Source organism: Acinetobacter zhairuonensis, assembly GCF_022601715.1.
Taxonomy (GTDB): Bacteria; Pseudomonadota; Gammaproteobacteria; order Pseudomonadales; family Moraxellaceae; genus Acinetobacter.
Map to the genome: position 1 here is coordinate 168,105 of NZ_JAKVIM010000005.1, position 23,131 is coordinate 191,235.

A 23,131-nucleotide genomic window follows, 5' to 3' on the forward strand; every position below is an offset into this window, starting at 1 on the left:
TTCCTTAGGTTGAAATGTAAAAAAGGATAATGCCGGTCAAAACATTATCCATAAACTGCGCTGTTTTATATATTTTTTTGAAGCTGAGAATTAATAACGGAAAGTTACCCCAGCAGAGGCAAGACGTCCGCCATTCACATAATAATATCCGCTGCTATAAGATGTGGTTTTGTATTCAACATCACCAATATTTTGAATATTCGTAAATAGCTTAACGTTAGGATTTACATTCCAAAATGCATTTACATCAACAGTAGCATACCCAGAAATTGTGCTATTTTTAGGTTTAGATTTAGCTGAAAGTGATGCACTGATGCCATACACTTCATTTTGTAGTCCTGACGTCAAAGTCAGACTTTGGCGTGAACGACGAGGCAGATCTTTATCAGTTTCCTTGTCTTTTGGCTGTACATAAGCATATGAAAGATTTGTAAATAACTCATCTTTTGCCCAATCAAGGTTGAACTCGCCACCTGTAAAAGTTGCTTCCTTTACATTGAAATTTTTACCATTCTGCCAAGTAATTAAGTTATCAACCTCATTACGGTATGCAGATAATCCCATTGTTAAGTAATTTGTCAGTTGTTGGTCGAGACCAATTTCATATGAAACACTTTCTTCTGGTTTTAATTCAGGGTTTCCACCCCAGCTTAATGCATATAAGTCATTATTTGTTGGGGCACGGAAAGCAGTACCAATATTGGTGTAAATACTAGTTGCTGGTAAAATCTGATAACGTGCGGCAGCTTGCCCTACTGTATGAGTACCAAATGTCTCATGATCTTCTACACGTACACCTAATTGGGTGTGTAGTTTTTCAGATTGATATTGGTGTTGAACAAAATAACCTGTGCTATCAACTTCTTTGTCATAGTCCACGCCATAATAACCACTACCTGAAAGAACGTCAGATGCGACATTTTTCGTTGCGACCCCAGCTAAGAGATTCTGAGTAGGGCTAAATTGCCATTTACTGTAAAGTTCAGCTTCTTTTGTTGTATTGTAGATTGCATCATGAGAATCATTTTGCTCAAGATCATCTTTGAATTGAGATAAGCGAGCATGAAGTGCAAAGTTATCGTTTAGGTTTACACGGCCTTTCACATTAATGATTTCATTTTTAAAATCTTGAGAGACATTTTTTAAACCTATTAGATTCCAATTCGCATCATTTACACTTTCAACGTAAGTTGATGTACCTTGGTTCTCTGAATAATCAACAGATGCAGCATATTGTTGTTTTTCTACACCGAATTTTGCACTAAAGCCTTTCTGATCATAGGCACCTGCATTGACTTGGGCATCTTTGAAGTCAGTAACTTGTGTACCATCAGATTCTAATCGTTGTCCACGAATTTGTGCATAAATACCATTCTCAGCCAAATCAGCACCAATGACAGACTTATAGGTATTGTGCTCACCCACTTCACCAGTGACGAAAGCCCCTGTTTTTTCAGGTGTTTTAGAGACTAACTGGACTACGCCACCAATTGCATCTGTTCCGTATAATACAGAAGCAGGACCTTTGAGCACTTCAATTTGTTTGATATCGGTGGTATCAATAAATGCCAGAGATGCAGACCCTGCAGAGCCTGTATTTAGGCGAACACCATCACGTAATACAAGAGTATGGGTTGAATTTGTTCCACGCGTAAAGATAGATGCAGTTTGACCGTAACCGCCATATTGCATCATATCGATAGAAGCATCGCTCATGAGCAAATGAGGTAATTCAGCAATCGGAGACTGCTCTAAAATGTGTGGCTCGATAATTGAAATACGCGCAGGTACATCTTTAATTTTTTCTTCAGAACGCGTAGCCGTAACCACTAATGTATCTAAAGACGCATTCACAACATTGGTACTGTCTTGTGCAAATACAGACGTAGAGAAACCCATCGCAAGCGCGATTGCGCCCACTAAAGCAGTAGGCTGAAATAAATTTGACATGTTTGCTCCATACATTCACCCCCCGTGAATGATTGAGTTAAACGGCACAATAAGCAGGTCTCCGGACTCAAATATAAATATTGCGAACAATATTGGTATACCCATCTTCCCACACGAGTGCAGTGATGTAAGTGCAAACTTATAAAGGTATACGTTTCGTTTTACCGTTGCGGGGGCAGTGTTGGATTCTCACCAACTTCCCTAAAGCATATCGCTATGACTTATTGCATTTGCGCGCAGTATAAGGTTTGTATGCGAATTAAACAATCGATGTATAGAATATTCGGGATGAACTTTACTCAAGAGAAAAAAATTGCATTACAATGATTCGCCCTCATATTCATGGACAGGCCATGAATTAGGCTACGTTAGAGCTGAAATTATATGAGAACCCGTGCCAAAATTTGTGGAATTACCCGTGTTGAAGATGTTCAGTCTGTAGTACAGTCAGGGGCAGATGCAATTGGATTGGTTTTTTATCCTCCAAGTCCACGGCATGTCAGTATTGAGCAAGCCCAAGTTTTGGTAAAACACATTCCTGCTTATGTACAGGTAGTCGGCTTATTTGTGAATGCGACCGCTGATGATATTACAGAGGTATTAAAGCATGTGCCTTTAGATATGCTGCAATTTCATGGGGATGAAACGCCTGAACAATGTCAGGCAATTGCTCAGCACACGGCACGCCGCTGGTATAAAGCCATTCAGGTTAAACCTGATTTGGATGTGATTGCCTGCATCAAAAAATATCAAGACGCAGGTGCAAGCGCAGTATTATTGGATGCTTGGCATCCTGAACTAAAAGGTGGAACGGGGCACAGCTTTGACTGGACCCAGTTTCCACAACTCGATATTCCTTTAATTTTGGCAGGTGGTCTAAAGCCTGACAATATTGAAGAAGCAATACAAACAGCACAGCCTTTTGCTGTAGATGTTAGTGGCGGTGTAGAGTCCGCAAAAGGTATTAAAGACCAACAACTCATACAACGATTTATGCAAGGAGTCCAACGTGGATCAGCAAAATAATGTGATTGACTATACCCAATACCCTGATGCAAAGGGGCATTTCGGTATCCATGGCGGACGTTTTGTGTCAGAAACTCTAATGGCAGCATTAGAAGATTTAGAAAAGCTCTATTTCCGTATGAAAAACGATGAGCAATTTCTGGCAGAATTCGACCGTGATCTCGCCTACTATGTGGGTCGTCCTAGTCCTTTATATTATGCTGAGCGATGGTCGAAAGAGTTGGGTGGTGCGCAAATTTATTTAAAACGTGAAGACCTGAATCATACCGGCTCGCATAAAGTAAATAACACCATTGGTCAGGCATTACTGGCTAAGCTTTCAGGTAAAAAGCGGATTATTGCCGAAACAGGTGCAGGTCAGCATGGCGTAGCAACTGCGACGATTGCGGCACGTTTAGGACTTGAGTGCGTGGTATTCATGGGTGCTGAAGACGTGAAACGTCAAGCCATGAACGTGTACCGTATGCGTTTATTGGGTGCAACCGTTGTACCTGTAGAAAGCGGTTCAAAAACCCTGAAAGATGCCATGAACGAAGCGATGCGTGACTGGGTGACTAACGTTGACTCAACTTACTATGTAATTGGTACAGTGGCGGGACCACATCCATATCCGCAATTGGTTCGTGATTTCCAATCGATCATTGGTCGTGAAGCGCGCCGTCAAATTCAAGAGCAAGCAGGGCGTTTGCCTGATGCACTAGTGGCATGTGTCGGTGGAGGTTCAAATGCGATGGGCTTGTTCTATCCATTCTTGAATGATGCTGAAGTGAAAATGTACGGTGTAGAAGCCGCTGGTTATGGCATTGAAACGGGCAAGCACTCTGCACCTTTAAATGCGGGGCATGTCGGTGTCTTACATGGTAACCGTACTTATTTGATGTCGGATGAACAAGGTCAGATTATTGAAACCCATTCAATTTCTGCAGGTCTGGATTATCCAGGCGTAGGTCCTGAGCATAGCTTCCTGAAAGATATGCACCGTGTGAATTATGTGCCAATCAATGACCAAGAGGCATTACAAGGTTTCCGTGATTTAACCAAAATTGAAGGGATTATTCCTGCACTTGAAAGCGCACATGCAATGGCGTATGTCACCAAGTTGGCTCCGACCATGGATAAAGATCAAATTATTATTGCGACGGTTTCAGGTCGTGGTGATAAGGACTTGATGACAGTTGCACGTATTGATGGTGTGGAAATGGTCGAGATGTAAGCTCAATCATTTAAAAAAGCACGGGCTAGACTCGTGCTTTTTTATGTCTGAAATCTGAGTTTATTGATCATTGGGTAAAATTAAATAGCATGAGAGCTATAAAAGTACTTCTTTGTCTTATACTTTGACCTCAGTTCAACATCATAATTAATTCAATCTTATTCCATTAATACAAAATCCATCTCATATAAAAAGTGAAGTTTTGAGCTGGGAAAAATTAGAGTCTTTTATTTAGGAGTTATGCCGTGTCCCATTTATTTCTGGTCATGCTGGGTGGTCGTCATTCACGTGCCAATACTGAAGTGCATGATGTTATGGCGGTATTCGGTGATCGCTTAGAAGATACATTTCCACAATTAAGACAAGCATGGTTTGGCGAACAAAAGGGATTACATATTGATGCTTGGATGAAAATCAATAGCATCGAATCGGAAGGGCAGTATTATCAAGTGCATGTTAATTCGACTGCTCCACAAGCTGATGCTCTCAAGTTATTTTTGATTAATTTAGGGGGCTATGATGTCCGAGAATTTGGCGAGTTGCACCGTTATCTATTGGTGGTCGCTGGTGATGCAACACAAGCCAAACAACGTGGTAAACAGTATTTTAATCAAGGCTGGCAAAAACCGCATACCGACTGTGTGCTCGAAGTGGATGATTGTATTGCGTTGGAGAAAGTTGAAAATCGCTATATTCATTTGACATTGACCATGCATCAAGAGAATGAGTGGCAAAACACTTATTTGCGATTAAATGATTAATATTTAACATTTTGGGTTGGCTATGCGATGCTGCTAAATTTTTATGCTAACATGGCGTGCATAAGAAATGATCGACAGGTGCTGCCTAGGAAATAGAGGGAAATTCTAGGTTTTACGTACTTTGTTGATCACAACAGATCTAGCGAAATCTGAAATGGAATTGAATAAATGGATTTAATTCAGTCGAATGGTCAGCCACAATATGGTCGGTTTGATACATTGCCTCAAAATATTGACGTTCAAAAATACCAATATAAAACCCCTTATGGTGTAGTGTTGGATGGTTGGCGTAAGCGATTAAAGTATAAAAAATTTAAATTCTGTTCCATTCAGCATGAGCATTACACCATTGGCGTTGCAATTGCTGATATTGCATGGGCAGGGCATGGTTTTGTCTATTTGTATAATCATCTGACGCAGGAAGTGCAGGAATGGAATGCTATTAATTTTCTGGCACGCAATACCTTGCTGGATGAACAGCCTTTATATAACCAAAGTTTTTTTCATAAATCGCCTTTTCAAATTGAAATGCAGCATGCCAATGGGGTGCGCTATATCCGTGTCACCAAATACGGAGAAATTAAACTCAATGCCCGTATTTTTTGTGCGGGAACACAGCCGCTCAGCATGTGTAGCCCTACAGGTATTAATGGCTGGACCTATACTCAAAAACTGACCACCCTTGGTTGTGAAGGCTATTTTGTGAATAAGCAGGGCGAAGTGGTGCAATTTCACGAGAAAACCTTTGCGTCTTTAGATGATACTTGTGGCTTTCTTCGTCCTGAAACAGCGTGGTTCTGGTTGTCCTGTAATTTTTGGGATGCGCATAATCAGCGCATCGGGTTGAATTTAGCTTCTGGTGTCAATGAAAGCTTTGGCAATGAAAACTGCTTGTGGGTAAATGGTCAGCTTTTTCCATTGAGTGATATTTTATTTGAACATCTGGAAGATGAGTATTGGAGCATTCGTTCTTTAGATCAACGTTTGAATTTAACCGTCACTACCTGTTGGCGCCGTTATGAAAATCTGAATTTAAGATTAGTTGGCAGCCAGTTCAGCCAGTGGCAGGCACGTATCAGTGGCACCATTCAGTTGGATGATCAAGAAATTGTGCTGCTTGATGAGTATGGATTGTTAGAGCAGCACTATGCTAAATGGTAAATAGATATCCCTGCATGATGTCTAGGTTATGTTCCCAATTTAGACATCATGCAAAGTATTGTACTTTTATTTTTGACGTTGAGCTGCCTGCCAAAAAGCTTCTCCTGCTTGAATCGGATCATTGGTCTCGGCAAGCGTATTTACCCAAACATCATATTGATGAATAATCGGTTGCTGCGTCGGGTGAAAGTCTTTTTTAAACCAATCCATATACTGTTTTCGGATGCTGGTTAAGGTGCCTTTTCGACCAAAGAACCACGGTAAACCTTTAAAAATCATCTTTATGCGTTGCCAGCGACTAAATCCATCATGAATTAACATCACATTGGCGCGATACAGGGTAAAGCCAATCATCATGAGTGTGGTCAGGATGAGTGCCCAGCGTCGCATGAGTTCTGAAACTTCACCAACTTGCTGCATTACATCGTAGGCGACATCTCGGTGCTCCATTTCCTCAATGGCATGCCAAGCCAAAAGTGCGCGCACATAGGGGTGAGCATGTTCTAGGGTTTCTTTCTTGCCATAAAAGGTTTCTGCCATGAGCGCCGTCAAATGCTCTGCTGCTGCAGTCATGGCAATATTATATTGCGGTGAACGCTCTTCAAGTTCAAATTTAAATACACGGTTAATACGCTGAATAAACTGATCTACAGGCATGCCTTGTCTACGCATGACTTGGTTCATTTTTTCATGTGCAATACCATGTTGTGCTTCTTGGCGAATGAAGGCTGCAACACGTTGTTCTAATTCAGGATCCGTGATTTTATCTCGGAATAAACGTACCGATTGAATAAAGTAACGCTCACCATCAGGAAAAGTCAGGCTGAGCGCGTCAAAGACTCGGGTTAAAAACGGATCATTGTTCATCCAGAAGCGCGGCACCTGATCCAATTTAAAATCGAACTCGGTACGAACTACGGGTTGAACCTGATTTCGGACGATCGTATTCATCTTGATTTGACTAATAGAACCTTTAATAAGTGCAAGTATGTCGGTGTTTGTCGGATAAGTTTTGACAGTACTTGCCATTTTTTATACATTTTACGCCATATCGAAAATAAAAAATGTCAAACAGACAGGTTGAGCCATGTATACCCTACAAATCCCCAATGGCTTTTTTCACTTATGGCATAGCTATCTTAAATCACGTGATATAGATGGTTTTGCATTCCCATTCTCAGCTTTGCAAAAACAACAGCTTAGTTATATTTTAGCACAACCGATTGATGCTCAATCATCCTACGCTTTATTTATAGATTTAATACAGCAAACCGAACAACAACTCAACTGCCCACATCTTATTTTCGATATGGTGCAGCATGTTCAGCCTGAACATTTTGGAATTTTGGGGTATATCGCATCGAAAAGTAGCAGTGTTGCTGAAGCCTTAGATTTTGTTCTGCGGTTTAACCGTCTAGTGATTGATGGGCGAGAAAGTGTACCGATGTATCTGTCGCAAAATGATCAAGGGATTTATCTGCATTGGGGGTTTTCTCATAATGGACATGTTTTGATTAATGAGATGACTGTGGCCGCCATGGTTCAGTTGGCTCGGAAAATTTTTTCATTCGAGCAGTTTTCATTAAAGAGTTTGTATTTTGCTCATGCACCGCGATGTGCGGTGTATCATTATCAGCGCTTTTATGGCTGTCAGGTTTATTTCCATCAACCGCATTATGCTTTAGAACTGAACCGCGAAAGTCTATTGTTGAAGTCACGGCAACCCGATCCTTCTCTTAATCATCTGTTGTTGAAACATGCCGAAGAAGAGATTGCAGCCAAGTCGGAACATGTCACCTTAATGACGTACTTGCATATGTTGGTAGCAGAGTATCTGGTGTTTCATCAAGAGGTGCCCAAGCTGGAGTGGGTGGCACAGGAATTACATGTATCGGTAAGAACCTTACAGCGTCAATTGAGTGAATTTGATAGCTCATTTAAAAAAGTGATTGAGCTAGAAAGAATCAAGCGCTGTAATATTTTACTCCAACAGAAAATTAGTCTCAGCGAGATTGCCTTGGCATTGGGATATTCGGATCAATCTGCTTTGGCTCGTGCCTATAAAGCTGCGACGGGGCAGACCTTACTGGCACGTCGACAGCAATTTAAACTTAAAGAATAGCGTTGGAATCCAAAATAAAAAAAAGCGGCTAATGAAGCCGCTATAAAAAGTGCGTGATTTTAAGATGGCTTGTGATTCAATCGTGGATAACGTAATGCGATAGCCAAAATGGCAAAAATCGCCAAGACCCAACAATAGTAAATATGACCAATCAATTCGACAGGGGAGAGTTTGGCAATAGAACATGCCAATAACAGTTGAGCGCCATAAGGGATGAGCCCTTGCACGACACAAGAGAAGATATCCATGAGTGCGGCAACACGTTTCGGATCTAAACCGTATTCTTGTGCCACTTCACGTGCCATATCGCCAGATAAAATAATCGCAACGGTATTATTGGCAACAAACAGGTTGGAGAATACCACCAAGAAGCTCACCCCAATTTCGCCTGCGCGCTGTTGTCCGACTTTTAACAGACGGGTCAGGCTATAAATCCGCTGAATCAGCCACTCTAAGCCGCCTTCGCGTTGCATGATGGCTGATAAGCCACCGAGCAGCATGGAGAGTAATGCCACCTCAAACATGCCGACAAAACCATCATAAATAGAGGTATTCAGCTTGAGTAAAGTGAAGTCTGCATGCTGAAGGAGTCCAATCACGCCAGAAATCAGAATGCCTATGCTTAAAACGGCAAGTACATGCAGACGACTAAATGCCAAGCAAAATACCGTCACATAAGGCAGAATCAGCCACAAGTCATAGTCATGATATTGAATGGCTTGTGAGTCCTGACTCATCAAAATATAGACAATAATGGTAATGATCGATGCAGGTCCTGCAATCCAGATATTGACCCGAAATTTATCTCTTAACTGGACTTTCTGACTGCTGGTTGCGGCAATGGTGGTGTCCGAAATCATGGAGAGATTATCACCAAACATGGCACCACTAACCACTGCGCCAATTGCCATGACGGTTTCAATATCGGTTACTTGAGCAAAGCCAAATGCAATTGGTGCACAGGCTGCAATTGTACCCATTGAAGTTCCCATGGCAGTTGCAATAAAGGCAGAAATGACAAACAGCATTGGTAAGACAAAGGCTGGAGGAATCAGTGATAGCCCGAGTTGAACTGTCGCATCTACACTGCCAATAGCACTGCTGGTACTGGCAAATGCCCCTGCCAACATAAACACCATAAACATTAAGATGAGATTGGGATGGCTTGCACCTTTCAGAAAAGTCTCAATTGCTTGGTTGAGGTGACCTTTAAAGATCAGTACAGCAAGGATGACCGCAGGCAGGGCAGCCACAGGTGCCTTAATTTGATAAAAGGCAAACTCGGTGCCAATCAGGGAGTGATAAATTCCGCTACCCAGAAAGATAGCCAAAAAAACAATAAGGGGGAGTAGCGCAAGCGCTCGGGCTTGCACTTTGCCCTGTGGGTCGGAGGTCATAAAGTTAAGAAAACAGCGAATAAGTGGGCATAGTATAATGTAGCTTTTGCAATTTCTTAAAATTTAAAATGTAAAACCCGATCGAAGCAACACACCCGTTAAGCAGGGCGGTACTGGATTTTTTTGCATGAAACGTGTCTGCATAAAAGCCAAAATTAGGCATCTTTGATCATTGAGAAAACTCGTCAAATATTAGTAAATGTAGCTTTCGGGTTGTTCTGAATCATGTGATGTCGTATGAAATTCAAAGGAAGTGCATGAACTCTATTCAATGTGTAAAAAATAGCGTTACAATGCGTTGTCTTGTATTTCTACAAAACCAACTCCTCAGTTTTAAATAATTCAAGGAATGTACAACCCTATGTCACGTTTAGCCACTCGTTTTGGACAACTTAAATCTCAACAGCGTAAAGCGCTGGTTTCCTATGTGATGGCTGGAGATCCTCATCCACAAGTAACAGTACCCTTGTTACATCAGATGGTTGAGGCGGGCGTAGATGTTATTGAGCTTGGACTACCATTTTCAGACCCTATGGCGGATGGCCCTGTCATCGCTTTAGCCGCAGAGCGTGCTTTGGCGGGTGGAACCAATACCCTAGATGCGTTGAATATGGTGAAAGAGTTCCGTCAAAAAGATCAGGAAACACCAGTGGTATTAATGGGATATTTAAATCCTGTTGAAGTGATTGGCTATGAAAAATTTGTAGCCTATGCACATGAATGTGGTGTGGATGGCATCTTGCTGGTCGATTTACCGCCAGAAGAAGCACAAGCTCTGGATGATGTCCTGAAGAAGTACGAAATGGATCAAATTTTCTTACTTGCTCCAACCTCTACGGACGATCGTATTCGTCACGTGGTGAAGCAAGCGAGCGGATTCATCTATTATGTGTCTTTGAAAGGGGTAACAGGTGCAGCGACCTTAGATACGTCTGAAGCTGCGGCACGTATCCAAAAAATTAAAGCAGAGACGGATATCCCTGTTGGTGTCGGTTTTGGTATTAGCGATGCTGCTTCCGCGAAAGCGATGGGTGGTGTAGCGGATGCTGTGATTGTCGGCAGTGCATTTGTAAAGCAATTTGCAAGCTTGGCACCAGAACAAGCCGTTGTTGAAACGGTTAATAAAGTCAAGGAGCTTCGAGCAGCGCTCGATGAGTTAGTATGAATCAAGAAGTGAAATCAGGGAAAATTCTTAGCCCATCGACACCGTGGACTGAACGTGGCGTTCCAGGCATTGAAGTTCCAGATGAGCAACAAGCACTCAAAGCAACATTTACTGAACCTACGGCTGAGTGCCCTGAGTGTCATGCATTAGTCACACGCACTGCAATGACCTTTAATGCTTTTGTTTGTCCGTCGTGTGATGAACATTTACGCATGAAAGCCCGTGACCGTTTAACTTGGTTCTTTGATCAAGTGAAAACTGAATTGGGTCAAGAATTTGTGGCTAAAGACCCGCTAAAATTTGTGGATAGCAAGCCTTATCCTGAGCGTATGGCTGAAGCACAAAAGAAAACGGGTGAAACTGAAGCTTTGATCGTGATGCAAGGTTTGGTGAAAGACGTTGCAATGACTGCGTGTGCTTTTGAATTCGACTTTATGGGCGGATCAATGGGTACCGTAGTGGGTGATCGTTTTGTTCAAGCTGCAGAAAGTGCGATTGAGAAAAAACAACCGTTTATCTGTTTTGCTGCTTCTGGCGGTGCGCGTATGCAAGAAGGCATGTTGTCTCTCATGCAAATGGCACGTACTTCAGCCGCGATTCAACGCGTAAAAGAAGCAGGCTTACCATACATCGTAGTATTAACGCATCCTGTTTACGGTGGTGTAACGGCATCATTGGCAATGTTGGGTGATGTGCATATTGCAGAACCGAAGGCCATGATTGGTTTTGCGGGTAAACGTGTGATTGAACAAACTGTACGTGAAAAATTGGAAGAACCGTTCCAACGTGCCGAATATCTGCTTGATCATGGCGTAGTCGATCAAATCGTTCATCGTCATGCATTACGTGATACTGTATATCGTATTGTGACTAAATTGATGAATTTACCTTGAACGATACAGCACCACTTGCACAAGATGATTTAGACACATGGCTCTCGTATTGGGGCCATGTTCACGTCACGGGGATTGATTTAGGCTTAGAGCGTGTCATTCCCGTGGCTGAAATGCTTGGTGTGACGCAACCAGAAGCGAAAGTGATTACGGTTGCAGGCACCAATGGCAAAGGTTCGACCACGACTACTTTGGCGGCTATTTTGAATGCGCAAGGCTATAAGGTTGGACTGTATCAGTCACCGCATATTTATCGTTTTAATGAGCGGGTTAAACTGGCGGGTCAGGAAGTTGATGACCAAAGTTTAATTGATGCTTTTGTGCAGGTGGATCAAGCACGTCGTGCATGTGGTTTAAGTTTATCTTTCTTTGAAGCGACTACTTTGGCCGCTTTTTTGATTTTTAAACAGCAAGCCTGTGATGTTTGGGTGCTTGAAGTCGGTTTAGGTGGTCGTCTGGATGTGGTCAATGTGATTGATCCTGATGTCGCAGTCATCACCAATATTGGTTTAGACCATACAGATTGGTTAGGCGATACGATTGAGAAAATTGCCTATGAAAAAGCAGGCATTATTCGTCCCAATATCCCAGTGATTTTTGGTGGCTTACAAAGCTTGCCAGAAGCGATTGTGAAAAAAGCACAAGAATGCAATGCACCTCTATTTGCTGCTGAACGAGACTATTTTTATCAACTGAGTGAAGATGGGCAGCACTGGATGTTCGCTTCTTCAGGAACAACCCTAACACTACCTTTGGGGCGTTTAGCGCTGGAAAATATTTCGACTGCTGTTGCAGCCGTATTGGTCAGTGGTCTCGAAATTAGACAAGAGGCGATTGCGCAAGGCATCCAGCAAGCAGAGCTACAAGGTCGTTTTGAAGTACGTAAAATTGCCGATAAAACTGTGATTTTTGATGCGGGGCACAATCCGCATGGCGTTGAGTTTTTGTTAAAGCAATTGCGTAATTTCTTAAAATACAATAAACATTACACAGAAGTTGTCGCTGTGTTTTCAATGTTGGCCGATAAAGATATTAAATCTGTGGTTGAGTCATTGAAAAATAATGTTTTAATGTGGAAAATTGCACCATTAAGCGTGCCGCGTGCGGCAGAAATGGCGCAGCTCGATGAAGCATTACAACATCAGGCAGTACAACATTTCACTAATGTTCAATTAGCTTTTCAATCAGCTCTTGATGAATCTAAAAATAATCAGCTGATTTTGGTATGTGGATCATTCCATACCTTGGAAGCGGTCTGGGAGTATTTGGAAGAATGTCAATGAATAACAGACAACGCTGGATGGGTGGCGTTGTTTTACTGGGTGGTGGCGTTTTATTGGCAGCCTTACTTCTGAAAGGTAAAGAAGAAATACATCAAAATAATATTAAACAGACCGAACTGGTTGAACAAGTTCAGCAACAAAATGCAAAACCTGATACTGGCATGGTGCAACTCCAAGGTCTAACCGTAGATGTGGAAACTGAAAAGCGTTTACTGGAAGAGCAACGTCGTGCCCGTGAAAAAGCGGTTGCGGAACAAGAAGCACGTGCAGCCGAGTTTTTAGCACAACAACAGCAGGCAGAAGCCGATGCAGCACGTAAAGCTGCTGAAGAATATGCAGCCTTAAATGCAGCACGTGCAGGTGCGCAACAAAGTTCCGACAATATTCCGCCAGAATTGGTTGAAGATGAGAAAGCCAAACAAAAGCGTTTGGCGGAGGAAAAGCTTGCTGCACAAAAGAAGTTAGATCAGCAGAAGGTTCAACAACAGGCTGAAGCTGATAAAAAATTGAGTGAAGAGCGCCGTAAGGCAGAAGCTCAACGTAAAGCTGAGGATGAGCGTAAAGCGCAAGCCAAAGCTGCTGAAGAGAAAAAACAGCGTGAAGTGGAAGCGCAACGTAAACTTGAAGCACAGCGTAAAGCGGATCAAGAACGTCAAGCTGCTGCCAAGGCGGCTGAAGAAAAGAAACTGCGTGAAGCGGAAGCCAAGCGTAAAGAAGATGCTAAAAAGAAAGCTGAAGCGGATAACGCACGAGACTTACTTGAAAATGGCGATAAGCAGTGGATGGTACAAGTGGCACTGGCTGCCAATGCCGCCAATGCTGATGCGTTGATTTCTAAATTGAAGGCGAAAGGCTATAAAGTTGTACAAAGCCCGACCTCTAAAGGTATTCGTATTATGGTCGGACCTGCAAAAAGCCGTGATTTGGCAGATGTGACACGTAAGAAGATTACCACTGATGCTAGCTTGGGGATGAAGTCTGCATGGGTGATTGACTGGGTACCTTTAGACCGTCGTTAATTCATAGCGCAAATGTTTAAGATGGATTCGAGAGTTGCTCTTGAATCCATTTTACATTTTCGGGACTAAATAAAGTTTCGATATTTTGCCAAATGGGATGGAAACCATAGCCGCCATATTTCATTTCTTGCAGTGCTTGTTCAATAGTCCATTGCTCAAAGATAATGCGATACATAGCAATACTGGCACCTGTGCGGTCAGAACCGTGATAGCAATGGATTAATACTTTCTGCTGTTGTGCTTTCGCCAGTTGAATTTGATGCATTACCGCCAATAAATCATCCCGATCCATTGCCCAAGTATGAATAGGAATGTGTACTAAATTAAAATGTTGTATATCGAGATATTGCGGATCACGGTGTCGAGATCTTAAATTGATGACGACATCAATATCATGGGCTTTGAGAGCTACCTTCATTTCTGCACTGGGTTGTTCACTACGAAATACATCAGCACTGATCTGATAAAAATTGTCAGCTTGATTGAGCAAGGTGCCCCATTCAGCAGGGCGAGTTTCCATCGGTAGTGCGGGCGTAGTCATACAGCCTGTGAAGCTCAGTGTGCTGAGACAAAGGCTGCTATAGAGTAAAGTTAGTTTAATCTTCATGTGTATCGAGCCAGTTCAATAGGGTCATGAGCACAGATGAGTTGTACTTCGGGATGTGTTTGTGAAAGGGTTTGCAGGCGCTTTAGATTTTCGATGCGTGCTTGGTTATCTTCTGCAAAAAACTGTTCCAGTTGGTTCAGTGCTCTAAGCTGATGCTGACCATCGAGTTGTAAATGCGAGTAATAGGCATCACCGCAAAAGAGTAGCCAGTTTTCCTGATTACGGATAGCAATACCACTATGTCCTGCGGTATGTCCCAAAAGGGGCACCATCAATAGCTCGTTTTCAAACAAATCAAAATTTTGGATATGTTTGAGATTAAACCAGTTTTCATCAGCAATCGGTTCACTGAAGTTCCAGTAGCGATGCTGTTGAAACTGTTTCACTTTGTAGCGGGCTTTGCGTTTGTAGTTATTCAGATTTTGCGTGGCATTGTATTCAGAAGACAGTACATGCACTGTGGCTTGCGGGAAATCTGAAATGCCACCTGCATGATCAAAATCTAAATGCGAGACAAAAATATGCTGCACATCTTTAGGACTAAATCCCAATTTTTGAATTTGTGCGATGGCAGTTAGTTCTAGATTATTTTCTATTTTACCAAAGCGCGCGATCATACTGCCTAAACGGGCTTTGGTCTGTAAATGATCTTGAATTCCCAAGCCTGTATCTATCAAAACTAAACCACGCTCAGTTTCCAGCAGTAAACAATGACAGATCACTTGAGCATGCAAGCCTTTTTGCCCAAATAGCGGACCGCAAACAGGGCACATGGTGCCACAATGTAAATGATGAATGTTATGAATCACAGTCGTTGTTCTTAAAATGGTCTGTAGTATTTATAACTGACTGTCGCTCAAATACCAAATATAACTTGGTAGGGATGTGGTAAGCATGAAAAACCTGTCCGTAGACAGGTTTAAGTGACCATTTAACTACAGGGTCTTTATTTTAGATTGGTTTGCGGTGTGAGGCGAAAATAAGGTTTGACCGCAGTATAACCTTGAGGGAAGCGTTGTTTCAGTTCAGCCTCATCTTGTAAGGAAGGCACGATTACTACATCGTCACCCTGTGTCCAGTTGGCAGGTGTAGCAACTTTGTGATGATCGGTCAGTTGGAGTGAGTCGATCACCCGTAAAATTTCATGAAAATTTCGTCCTGTTGATGCGGGATAAGTAATGATTAAACGTACTTTCTTATTTGGGTCGATAATCACCAGAGAACGTACAGTCAAGGTTTCGCTGGCATTGGGGTGAATAAAGTCGTACAGGGTGGAGACCTTACGATCTTGATCCGCAATAATGGGGAAGTTGACGGTGGTATTTTGGGTTTCATTAATATCTTGAATCCAGCCATGATGGGAGTCGACATCATCAACCGAGAGGGCAATCGCTTTAACTCCGCGCTGTGCAAATTCATCTTGCAGTTTTGCGGTATAGCCCAGTTCAGTGGTACATACAGGCGTGTAGTCCGCGGGGTGTGAAAACAAGATGCCCCAACTTTCGCCTAGAAAATCGTAGAAGTTGATCGGACCTGCACTAGAGTCTTGTTCAAAATTGGGTGCGATATCGCCTAAACGCAATGACATTTTTATTTACCTCAATCGTATTCTGTATTGGATTTAAGTCAGACTATCTCGCAATTCTTTTCCGCTGAAAAATAGCTTTTTTGCATTTGTTTATGTGGAAATTGAATAAGCAAACTGAATGGTGGTCTGAAAATATACGCTGATTCAAGATGAACGCTCTATATCGTCTGATCGAAATTTGCTACATTATTTCGCCTTAGGTCAGGGGCTAGAACCAGTGATCAGAATTTTTTTATGGGTTTTGTGCAAAACCCTTGTACTTCAAATTTCTAGCACCATAATAACGTCTGAGAAAAAATTTATTCATTGACAAGCAAGATTTAGAGAGTCTATTCATGTTGGCAAGTCTGATCGGAGGAATCTTCGGTACCAAAAATGAGCGCGAACTCAAACGCATGCGTAAAATCGTAGACAAGATTAATGCGCTCGAGCCGACGATATCTGCCTTAAACGACGCAGACTTATCTGCAAAAACCGAAGAATTCAAACAACGTTATAACAAAGGTGAAAGCCTCGATAAATTATTGCCTGAAGCATTTGCAGTCTGTCGTGAAGCCGCAAAACGTGTCATGGGTATGCGCCATTATGACGTTCAGTTGATTGGTGGTATTACCCTGCACGAAGGTAAAATCGCTGAAATGCGTACCGGTGAAGGTAAAACCCTGATGGGTACACTGGCGTGTTATCTGAATGCGATCAGTGGTCAGGGCGTACATGTCATTACCGTGAATGACTACTTGGCGCAACGTGATGCCGAGTTAAACCGTCCACTGTTTGAGTTCTTAGGTTTAAGCATTGGTATTATTTATTCCATGCAAAATCCAATGGAAAAAGCAGATGCTTACCGTGCCGACATTACCTATGGTACTAACAACGAATTTGGTTTTGACTACCTGCGCGATAACATGGTGTTTGCGCTTGCAGAGAAAAAACAACGTGGTTTGGTCTACGCCATTATCGATGAAGTGGACTCTATTTTAATTGATGAAGCACGTACGCCTTTGATTATCTCGGGTCAAAGTGATGACTCTTCTCAGCTTTATGCTGCTATCAATACCATTCCAGCAAAACTGCATGCGCAAAAAGAAGAAAAAGTTGCAGATGGTGGTCATTTCTGGATTGATGAAAAGCAACGTTCGGTAGAAATGACCGAAGTTGGTTTCGAAACAGTTGAAAATGAACTGATCGAGATGGGCTTGTTAGCTGAAGGTGAGAGCCTGTATTCAGCGTCTAACCTCAACTTGGTACATCACGTGACTGCTGCGATTCGTGCGCACTTCTTGTATCAACGCAACGTGCATTACATCATTCACGAAGGTGAAGTGATTATTGTCGATGAGAATACAGGTCGTACCATGCCTGGTCGTCGTTGGTCAGAAGGTTTGCATCAGGCGGTTGAAGCCAAAGAAGGCTTGGAAATCCAGCCAGAAAACCAAACTTTGGCGACTACGACGTTCCAGAACTATTTCCGTTTATACAAAAAACTGTCAGGCATGACAGGTACCGCAGATACCGAAGCGGCGGAAATGAAAGAAATTTATGGTTTGGATGTGGTGATTATTCCAACCCACCGACCAATGATTCGTCAGGATCAAAACGATTTAATTTATTTAAATCGTAATGGTAAATACAACGCGATTATCCAAGAAATTCAGCGTGTGCATGAAGCTGGTGTTGCTCCAATTCTGATTGGTACGGCAACCATTGAAGCCTCTGAAATTTTGTCAGAAAAACTCAAAGAAGCGGGTATTCAGCATGAAGTACTGAATGCGAAGCAACATGAGCGCGAAGCGGATATTATTGCTCAAGCAGGTTCACCACGTGCTGTGACTATTGCCACCAACATGGCAGGTCGTGGTACCGACATTATTTTGGGTGGTAACTGGAAAGCGAAACTGGCTAAAATTGAAAATCATACAGCTGAAGATGAAGCTCGCTTAAAAGAAGAGTGGGAACAAAATCATCAAATGGTGTTGGACTCAGGTGGTTTGCATATTATTGGTTCTGAACGCCATGAATCACGTCGTATCGACAACCAGTTGCGTGGTCGTGCGGGACGTCAAGGTGACCCAGGTGTTTCACGTTTCTATCTATCTTTAGAAGATGATTTGATGCGTATCTTTGCGGGTGACCGTGTGGTTGCCATGATGCGTGCCATGGGGTTGCAAGAAGATGAAGCCATTGAGCACAAAATGGTGTCACGCTCGATTGAAAATGCGCAGCGTAAAGTAGAAGCACGTAACTTTGATATTCGTAAAAACTTGTTGAAATATGATGATGTCAACAACGAACAACGTAAGATTATTTACTCTCAGCGAGATGATGTTTTAGCTGAAAATACATTGCAAGATTATATTGAAGAAATGCATCACGAAGTGATGAAAGCCGTGATTGCCAACTATATTCCACCTGAGTCGATTCATGATCAATGGGATATTGAAGGACTTGAGCGTGCCTTACTTGAAGAGTTTGCGGTGGATTTACCGATTGCTCATTGGTTGGAAACCGAACGTCGCTTAGATGAAGAAGCATTGGTTGACCGTATTACGGATCAAATCCTGACGCGTTACCGTTCACGTCGTGAACAGATGGGACCTGAGTCAGCGGCAATGCTAGAACGTCATTTTGTCTTGAGTTCATTGGATCGTCACTGGAAAGATCATTTGGCAGCCATGGATTACTTGCGTCAAGGGATTCACTTACGTGGTTATGCTCAAAAGAACCCTGAACAGGAATACAAGAAGGAAGCTTTCAATTTATTTGTAAATATGTTGGCAGTGATCAAAACTGATGTGGTGACAGATTTGTCTCGTGTACATGTGCCGACGCCAGAAGAGTTGGCAGCAATGGAAGCACAAAAACAAGCACAAGCTGAAGCCATGCAATTGAATCTTTCGCATGATGAAGTAGATGGTTTAACAGGTGAAGTCACTTCACAGGCGCCAGCAGAGCACTACACAGGCTTCAGCCCAGCGGGAGAGCAAAATGTAGTACCGCCAGCAAGCCGTAATTCACCTTGCCCATGCGGTTCAGGTCTGAAATACAAACAGTGTCACGGTAAAATTTAAGTTTTATTGAATGATGCCAATAACCCTTGTCGGACTTCAAAATTTACCTGAAGTCTGGCAAGGGTTTTGTTTTTTGAGCGAACTGTAGTTAAATATTTTCAAGATGTGAATAAGGTTTGCAGTGCAGATTATTAAGTGTTATTAAGTTGCACATTGGTAACTGAAAAGCGAAAGACAATGAAAAAATTATTACAACCTTTGGTAATTGCTGCTTTGGCAATCCCGACTTTGGCGATAGCAAATACTCCTACAACAACCACTGTAGCAAAAGTAGCAGCTGCACAAGGTGCAACGACGGCACCCGCAACGGTTCAAGACTCGAATGTGACTGTAATGAGTCCGCGTACAGGCATTAAGTACACTTTTCCAAATCCACAGCAACGCCCGATTATCTTGAAAACAGCGGCAGTTGCTGCTGCAACGTCAGAAACGGCAAGTCGTATTGTGGCAACCAATCCTGCACTTTCGGTAGAAAGTCAGGAGCAAGCGAAACAAACCCTTGCGGGCAGTCCAGCCCAGTTAGCCGCAAACTAAACTTATTGATCTAAAGCAGCCTACGGGCTGCTTTTTTTATACATATTTTTTGCTTCAGTATTAAATTCATTGTCGGGCAGCTGAGTTCTTTTCCAGCGGGAAATTAATTTAATTGGGAAAAGACAATCCACAGAGGAAATTGCCTGAAACACCTCGATTTTTAGCTGTATTTCTACTAAGCTGTGACACTTACTTGAACAACAAAGTGGACATTTAAAAATGGCAGTGGGTGACGTTACTATGCCACAGATGCATGTGGTTAAAGGGGTGAAAATCGGTTCGGCTGAAGCTTATATTCGCTATCAGAACCGACGTGATCTGGTCATTTTTGAATTGGCTGAAGGTTCAAATGTTGCAGGTGTATTTACCCAAAATGCATTTTGTGCAGCACCTGTACATGTTTCTAAGGCGCATTTAGCTGTAGGTAATCCACGTTATCTAATTATCAATACAGGGAATGCTAATGCGGGAACAGGTCCATTGGGAATGAAAAATGCCCAAGAAACCTGTGCGCAATTGGCACAGTTGGCAAGCGTAAGTGCAGAACAGATTTTACCGTTCTCAACAGGGGTGATTGGCGAGCAGTTGCCAATGCCGCGTTTGGTTGCAGGCTTACAACCAGCTTTAGACAGTTTGCAGGAAGATGCTTGGACAGATGCTGCATTTGGCATTATGACCACAGATACCACACCGAAAGGGGCTTCTGAGCAGTTTGAGTTGGATGGTGTGCTCTACACCATGACAGGTATTTCTAAAGGTGCGGGCATGATTCGCCCGAATATGGCAACTATGCTCAGCTATGTGGCGACAGATGCTCCGATTTCCCGTGAATTGGTACAACAACTGTTACACATTAGTGTGAACCAATCCTTTAACCGTATTACTATCGATGGGGATACTTCAACCAACGACTCCTGTATTTTTGTGGCAACTGGTCAAGCAGGCGGTGTGGAGATCACTTCAACCGAAGATACGCGTTATTCTGCAGTATTGGATGTGTTAAACCGTGTGATGAAGCGTTTAGCACAGCTGATTGTACGTGATGGTGAAGGTGCAACTAAATTTATGACCGTGGCAGTGGAAGGGGGTGCTGATACACAAGAATGTTGTGATATCGCGTATAGCATTGCTCATTCTCCGTTAGTAAAAACAGCATTCTTTGCATCAGATCCAAACTGGGGGCGTATTTTGGCAGCCATTGGTTATGCAGGTGTAAACAATTTAGAGGTTGAAAAAATTCAGGTTTGGTTAGATGATGTACAAATCTGTAAAGATGGTGGCGCAGCAGCCGATTATACGGAAGCAGAAGGCGCACGCGTAATGGCACAACCAGAGATTACCATTCGGGTGGATTTGGGTCGTGGACAAGCGAAGGATACGGTCTATACCTGTGATTTATCTTATGACTATGTCAAAATTAACGCAGATTACCGTTCTTAATGGAATTTGAGTGAAGAAAAGCCTCCGTCGTGAGGCTTTTTTATCAATCAGGATTTTTTGAGTGACTGGTCAATTTCAAAGTCGAAATGACCGTGTTATGGATGCACCGCTTGTAAGCAAGCAGCTGGGATAGAGAAGACGTTTTTATGAATGATGCGACCAATTTAATTGCCAATGACGCAAAATCGATTGTGCAGGCGCATTTAGACCGTTTAGGCGAGCCTAAAGACAATCATTTGACTGAGCAAGCCAAACAGGAAAAATTTGAACAAATCAAAGCGGAATTGAAAAAACGTGATGCTGTTCTGGTTGCACACTATTACTGCGATCCAGAAGTGCAGGAATTAGCAGAATTAACCGGTGGCTGTGTATCGGATTCCTTGGAAATGGCCCGCTTTGGTCGTGACCATGCGGCTTCAACATTGGTTGTAGCAGGCGTGAAATTCATGGGGGAAACAGCAAAAATTCTGTCCCCTGAAAAAACAGTGCTCATGCCGACTCTAGAGGCAACCTGCTCACTCGATCTTGGATGTCCTGTAGATGAGTTCACGGCATTCTGTGATCAACATCCAGATCATACCGTTGTGGTCTATGCCAATACCTCTGCTGCAGTCAAAGCCCGTGCAGATTGGGTGGTGACTTCAAGCTGTGCGGTCGAAATCATTGAACATTTAGATAGCTTGGGTGAGAAGATTATCTGGGCACCCGATCAGCACTTAGGTCGTTATATCCAGAAGAAAACTGGCGCAGACATGTTGCTTTGGGATGGTGCATGTATCGTGCATGAGGAGTTCCGCGCGCGCGGGATTGCCAACATGAAAGCACTTTACCCAGATGCCGCAGTTTTAGTTCATCCTGAATCACCAGAATCGGTTGTAGATATTGCTGATGCTGTTGGAAGTACTTCACAATTAATTAAAGCCGCACAGACTTTACCGCATGAGCGTTTAATCGTGGCAACAGACCGCGGTATTTTCTACAAGATGCAACAAGCGGTACCCAATAAGATTTTGGTTGAAGCACCAACAGCAGGTGAGGGCGCGACGTGTCGTTCTTGCGCACATTGCCCGTGGATGGCAATGAATGAACTCGATGGCATTTTGCAGGTTTTACAGCAAGGTGATCAGGAAATTCATGTCGATCCAGCTTTGGCTGAGCGTGCAAAATTACCTCTAGATCGTATGTTAAGTTTCAGTGCGAGTCTAAAACGTTAAAATTTGTATAAAAAATATCAGAAATGCTTGATATTTATACGTTTGACGCATTTTTTTAACTTTTTTTAAAGATAGGTGTTGACGTTCTTGGGCGTCACGCCTAGAATGCACACCGTACCGCACGATGTGCGATACGGCAAAAGCTGAGATGAATCGGAGCATAGCACAGCCTGGTAGTGCACCTGGTTTGGGACCAGGGGGTCGTAGGTTCGAATCCTACTGCTCCGACCAATTCTTCAAGGCAGAGTATCGCATGATACCAAGTATCATCGGACATGCGCCTGTAGCTCAGTTGGATAGAGCATCCGCCTTCTAAGCGGATGGTCACAGGTTCGAATCCTGTCAGGCGCGCCATTTGGTAGCTTGGTACTGTAGAACTTTATAGTGGTGGATGTAGCTCAGTTGGTAGAGCCCTGGATTGTGATTCCAGTTGTCGCGGGTTCGAATCCCGTCATTCACCCCAATTTCGGAGCATAGCACAGCCTGGTAGTGCACCTGGTTTGGGACCAGGGGGTCGTAGGTTCGAATCCTACTGCTCCGACCATCATCTTAAAGATGAAATAAATAATCCGCTTTATTGCGGTTTTTTTATGTCTGAAATTTAATACATTTCTACATTTCTACATTTCTACATTTCTACATTTCTACATTTCTACATTTCTACATTTCTACATTTCTACATTTCTACAT

19 protein-coding genes, 4 tRNA genes and 1 riboswitch are annotated in these 23,131 nt (G+C 42.8%); of the genes, 17 read left to right on the forward strand and 6 right to left on the reverse strand.

Going from position 1 to position 23,131, the window contains the following annotated elements:
- Window positions 1-90: 90 nt before the first annotated feature.
- Window positions 91-1,950, reverse strand: a complete 1,860-nt coding sequence (locus MKI85_RS05980; protein ID WP_241625944.1) for a TonB-dependent receptor plug domain-containing protein — start codon at window positions 1,948-1,950, stop codon at window positions 91-93.
- Window positions 1,951-1,985: 35 nt separating this feature from the next.
- Window positions 1,986-2,190, reverse strand: a riboswitch (cobalamin riboswitch).
- A gap of 144 nt (window positions 2,191-2,334) precedes the next feature.
- On the opposite strand from MKI85_RS05980, the gene MKI85_RS05985 reads away from it, so the two are divergent.
- The 4 genes from MKI85_RS05985 (at window position 2,335) to MKI85_RS06000 (ending at window position 6,111) form a co-directional block, all read left to right on the forward strand.
- Entirely contained in the window at window positions 2,335-2,976 is a 642-nt protein-coding gene (locus MKI85_RS05985) for a phosphoribosylanthranilate isomerase (protein WP_241625945.1), read from the forward strand.
- The gene (gene trpB / locus MKI85_RS05990) at window positions 2,960-4,189 is read left to right on the forward strand and encodes a tryptophan synthase subunit beta (RefSeq protein ID WP_241625947.1); all 1,230 of its coding nucleotides are present in this window, start codon (window positions 2,960-2,962) and stop codon (window positions 4,187-4,189) included. The genes MKI85_RS05985 and trpB overlap by 17 nt, the downstream gene beginning before the upstream one ends.
- Before the next feature lie 266 nt (window positions 4,190-4,455).
- A complete protein-coding gene (locus MKI85_RS05995) occupies window positions 4,456-4,950 on the forward strand; it encodes a DUF1543 domain-containing protein (RefSeq protein WP_413351715.1) in 495 nt (164 codons plus the stop codon).
- Window positions 4,951-5,118: 168 nt separating this feature from the next.
- Window positions 5,119-6,111, forward strand: coding sequence for a DUF2804 domain-containing protein (locus MKI85_RS06000; RefSeq protein ID WP_241625950.1), 993 nt, complete (start codon window positions 5,119-5,121; stop codon window positions 6,109-6,111).
- A gap of 66 nt (window positions 6,112-6,177) precedes the next feature.
- Here the strand turns inward: MKI85_RS06000 and MKI85_RS06005 are convergent, their stop codons facing one another.
- Complete coding sequence (locus MKI85_RS06005) at window positions 6,178-7,062, reverse strand: metal-dependent hydrolase (protein ID WP_241625952.1); 885 nt, start codon at window positions 7,060-7,062, stop codon at window positions 6,178-6,180.
- A gap of 136 nt (window positions 7,063-7,198) precedes the next feature.
- Between MKI85_RS06005 and MKI85_RS06010 the strand changes: the two genes are divergently transcribed.
- Window positions 7,199-8,233, forward strand: a complete 1,035-nt coding sequence (locus MKI85_RS06010; RefSeq protein ID WP_241625954.1) for an AraC family transcriptional regulator — start codon at window positions 7,199-7,201, stop codon at window positions 8,231-8,233.
- Window positions 8,234-8,292: 59 nt separating this feature from the next.
- Here MKI85_RS06010 and MKI85_RS06015 read toward each other — a convergent pair whose 3' ends face one another.
- Window positions 8,293-9,630: a Na+/H+ antiporter NhaC family protein gene (locus MKI85_RS06015; protein WP_241625956.1), complete on the reverse strand. Its 1,338-nt coding sequence runs from the start codon at window positions 9,628-9,630 to the stop codon at window positions 8,293-8,295.
- Window positions 9,631-9,991: 361 nt separating this feature from the next.
- On the opposite strand from MKI85_RS06015, the gene trpA reads away from it, so the two are divergent.
- The 4 genes from trpA to MKI85_RS06035 are packed head-to-tail and all read left to right on the forward strand — an operon-like array spanning window position 9,992 to window position 13,990.
- Window positions 9,992-10,795 carry a tryptophan synthase subunit alpha gene (gene trpA, locus MKI85_RS06020; RefSeq protein ID WP_241625958.1) on the forward strand — a complete coding sequence of 268 codons (804 nt, stop codon included), beginning with the start codon at window positions 9,992-9,994 and terminating at the stop codon, window positions 10,793-10,795.
- On the forward strand, window positions 10,792-11,688 hold the full coding sequence (gene accD, locus MKI85_RS06025) for an acetyl-CoA carboxylase, carboxyltransferase subunit beta (protein WP_241625960.1): 897 nt from the start codon (window positions 10,792-10,794) through the stop codon (window positions 11,686-11,688). The genes trpA and accD overlap by 4 nt, the downstream gene beginning before the upstream one ends.
- On the forward strand, window positions 11,685-12,971 hold the full coding sequence (gene folC, locus MKI85_RS06030) for a bifunctional tetrahydrofolate synthase/dihydrofolate synthase (RefSeq protein ID WP_241625961.1): 1,287 nt from the start codon (window positions 11,685-11,687) through the stop codon (window positions 12,969-12,971). Before accD ends, folC begins: the two co-directional genes overlap by 4 nt.
- Window positions 12,962-13,990, forward strand: coding sequence for an SPOR domain-containing protein (locus tag MKI85_RS06035; RefSeq protein ID WP_241625964.1), 1,029 nt, complete (start codon window positions 12,962-12,964; stop codon window positions 13,988-13,990). Before folC ends, MKI85_RS06035 begins: the two co-directional genes overlap by 10 nt.
- Before the next feature lie 16 nt (window positions 13,991-14,006).
- On the opposite strand, the gene MKI85_RS06040 is transcribed toward MKI85_RS06035, so the two are convergent.
- The 3 genes from MKI85_RS06040 to MKI85_RS06050 all read right to left on the reverse strand — a co-directional run bounded on the left by MKI85_RS06040 (window position 14,007) and on the right by MKI85_RS06050 (window position 16,185).
- Complete coding sequence (locus MKI85_RS06040) at window positions 14,007-14,597, reverse strand: dual specificity protein phosphatase family protein (RefSeq protein ID WP_413351310.1); 591 nt, start codon at window positions 14,595-14,597, stop codon at window positions 14,007-14,009.
- Window positions 14,594-15,406 carry an MBL fold metallo-hydrolase gene (locus MKI85_RS06045; protein ID WP_241625965.1) on the reverse strand — a complete coding sequence of 271 codons (813 nt, stop codon included), beginning with the start codon at window positions 15,404-15,406 and terminating at the stop codon, window positions 14,594-14,596. The genes MKI85_RS06040 and MKI85_RS06045 overlap by 4 nt, the downstream gene beginning before the upstream one ends.
- A gap of 137 nt (window positions 15,407-15,543) precedes the next feature.
- Window positions 15,544-16,185, reverse strand: coding sequence for a peroxiredoxin (locus tag MKI85_RS06050; protein WP_241625967.1), 642 nt, complete (start codon window positions 16,183-16,185; stop codon window positions 15,544-15,546).
- A 335-nt stretch (window positions 16,186-16,520) separates the two neighbouring features.
- Here MKI85_RS06050 and secA point away from each other — a divergent pair, with 335 nt between their 5' ends.
- The 8 genes from secA (at window position 16,521) to MKI85_RS06090 (ending at window position 22,985) form a co-directional block, all read left to right on the forward strand.
- A complete protein-coding gene (gene secA, locus MKI85_RS06055) occupies window positions 16,521-19,253 on the forward strand; it encodes a preprotein translocase subunit SecA (protein ID WP_241625969.1) in 2,733 nt (910 codons plus the stop codon).
- A gap of 177 nt (window positions 19,254-19,430) precedes the next feature.
- Entirely contained in the window at window positions 19,431-19,787 is a 357-nt protein-coding gene (locus tag MKI85_RS06060) for a hypothetical protein (protein WP_241625971.1), read from the forward strand.
- Window positions 19,788-20,006: 219 nt separating this feature from the next.
- A complete protein-coding gene (argJ, locus tag MKI85_RS06065; RefSeq protein ID WP_241625973.1) occupies window positions 20,007-21,227 on the forward strand; it encodes a bifunctional glutamate N-acetyltransferase/amino-acid acetyltransferase ArgJ in 1,221 nt (406 codons plus the stop codon).
- A gap of 146 nt (window positions 21,228-21,373) precedes the next feature.
- Entirely contained in the window at window positions 21,374-22,441 is a 1,068-nt protein-coding gene (gene nadA / locus MKI85_RS06070; protein WP_241625975.1) for a quinolinate synthase NadA, read from the forward strand.
- A 154-nt stretch (window positions 22,442-22,595) separates the two neighbouring features.
- Window positions 22,596-22,672: transfer RNA gene (locus tag MKI85_RS06075), tRNA-Pro, on the forward strand.
- A 46-nt stretch (window positions 22,673-22,718) separates the two neighbouring features.
- Window positions 22,719-22,795: transfer RNA gene (locus MKI85_RS06080), tRNA-Arg, on the forward strand.
- A gap of 33 nt (window positions 22,796-22,828) precedes the next feature.
- Window positions 22,829-22,904, forward strand: a tRNA-His gene (locus MKI85_RS06085).
- A gap of 4 nt (window positions 22,905-22,908) precedes the next feature.
- Window positions 22,909-22,985: transfer RNA gene (locus MKI85_RS06090), tRNA-Pro, on the forward strand.
- Window positions 22,986-23,131: the final 146 nt, after the last annotated feature.

What these genes read in the sequence shown, in the direction of transcription:
- MKI85_RS05980 (WP_241625944.1), bottom strand. Translation starts at nt 1,950, where the DNA reads ATGTCAAATTTATTTCAGCCTACTGCTTTAGTGGGCGCAATCGCGCTT.
- MKI85_RS05985 (WP_241625945.1), top strand. Translation starts at nt 2,335, where the DNA reads ATGAGAACCCGTGCCAAAATTTGTGGAATTACCCGTGTTGAAGATGTT.
- MKI85_RS05995 (WP_413351715.1), top strand. Translation starts at nt 4,456, where the DNA reads ATGCTGGGTGGTCGTCATTCACGTGCCAATACTGAAGTGCATGATGTT.
- MKI85_RS06000 (WP_241625950.1), top strand. Translation starts at nt 5,119, where the DNA reads ATGGATTTAATTCAGTCGAATGGTCAGCCACAATATGGTCGGTTTGAT.
- MKI85_RS06005 (WP_241625952.1), bottom strand. Translation starts at nt 7,062, where the DNA reads ATGAATACGATCGTCCGAAATCAGGTTCAACCCGTAGTTCGTACCGAG.
- MKI85_RS06010 (WP_241625954.1), top strand. Translation starts at nt 7,199, where the DNA reads ATGTATACCCTACAAATCCCCAATGGCTTTTTTCACTTATGGCATAGC.
- MKI85_RS06015 (WP_241625956.1), bottom strand. Translation starts at nt 9,630, where the DNA reads ATGACCTCCGACCCACAGGGCAAAGTGCAAGCCCGAGCGCTTGCGCTA.
- trpA (WP_241625958.1), top strand. Translation starts at nt 9,992, where the DNA reads ATGTCACGTTTAGCCACTCGTTTTGGACAACTTAAATCTCAACAGCGT.
- accD (WP_241625960.1), top strand. Translation starts at nt 10,792, where the DNA reads ATGAATCAAGAAGTGAAATCAGGGAAAATTCTTAGCCCATCGACACCG.
- MKI85_RS06035 (WP_241625964.1), top strand. Translation starts at nt 12,962, where the DNA reads ATGTCAATGAATAACAGACAACGCTGGATGGGTGGCGTTGTTTTACTG.
- MKI85_RS06040 (WP_413351310.1), bottom strand. Translation starts at nt 14,597, where the DNA reads ATGAAGATTAAACTAACTTTACTCTATAGCAGCCTTTGTCTCAGCACA.
- MKI85_RS06050 (WP_241625967.1), bottom strand. Translation starts at nt 16,185, where the DNA reads ATGTCATTGCGTTTAGGCGATATCGCACCCAATTTTGAACAAGACTCT.
- secA (WP_241625969.1), top strand. Translation starts at nt 16,521, where the DNA reads ATGTTGGCAAGTCTGATCGGAGGAATCTTCGGTACCAAAAATGAGCGC.
- MKI85_RS06060 (WP_241625971.1), top strand. Translation starts at nt 19,431, where the DNA reads ATGAAAAAATTATTACAACCTTTGGTAATTGCTGCTTTGGCAATCCCG.
- argJ (WP_241625973.1), top strand. Translation starts at nt 20,007, where the DNA reads ATGGCAGTGGGTGACGTTACTATGCCACAGATGCATGTGGTTAAAGGG.
- nadA (WP_241625975.1), top strand. Translation starts at nt 21,374, where the DNA reads ATGAATGATGCGACCAATTTAATTGCCAATGACGCAAAATCGATTGTG.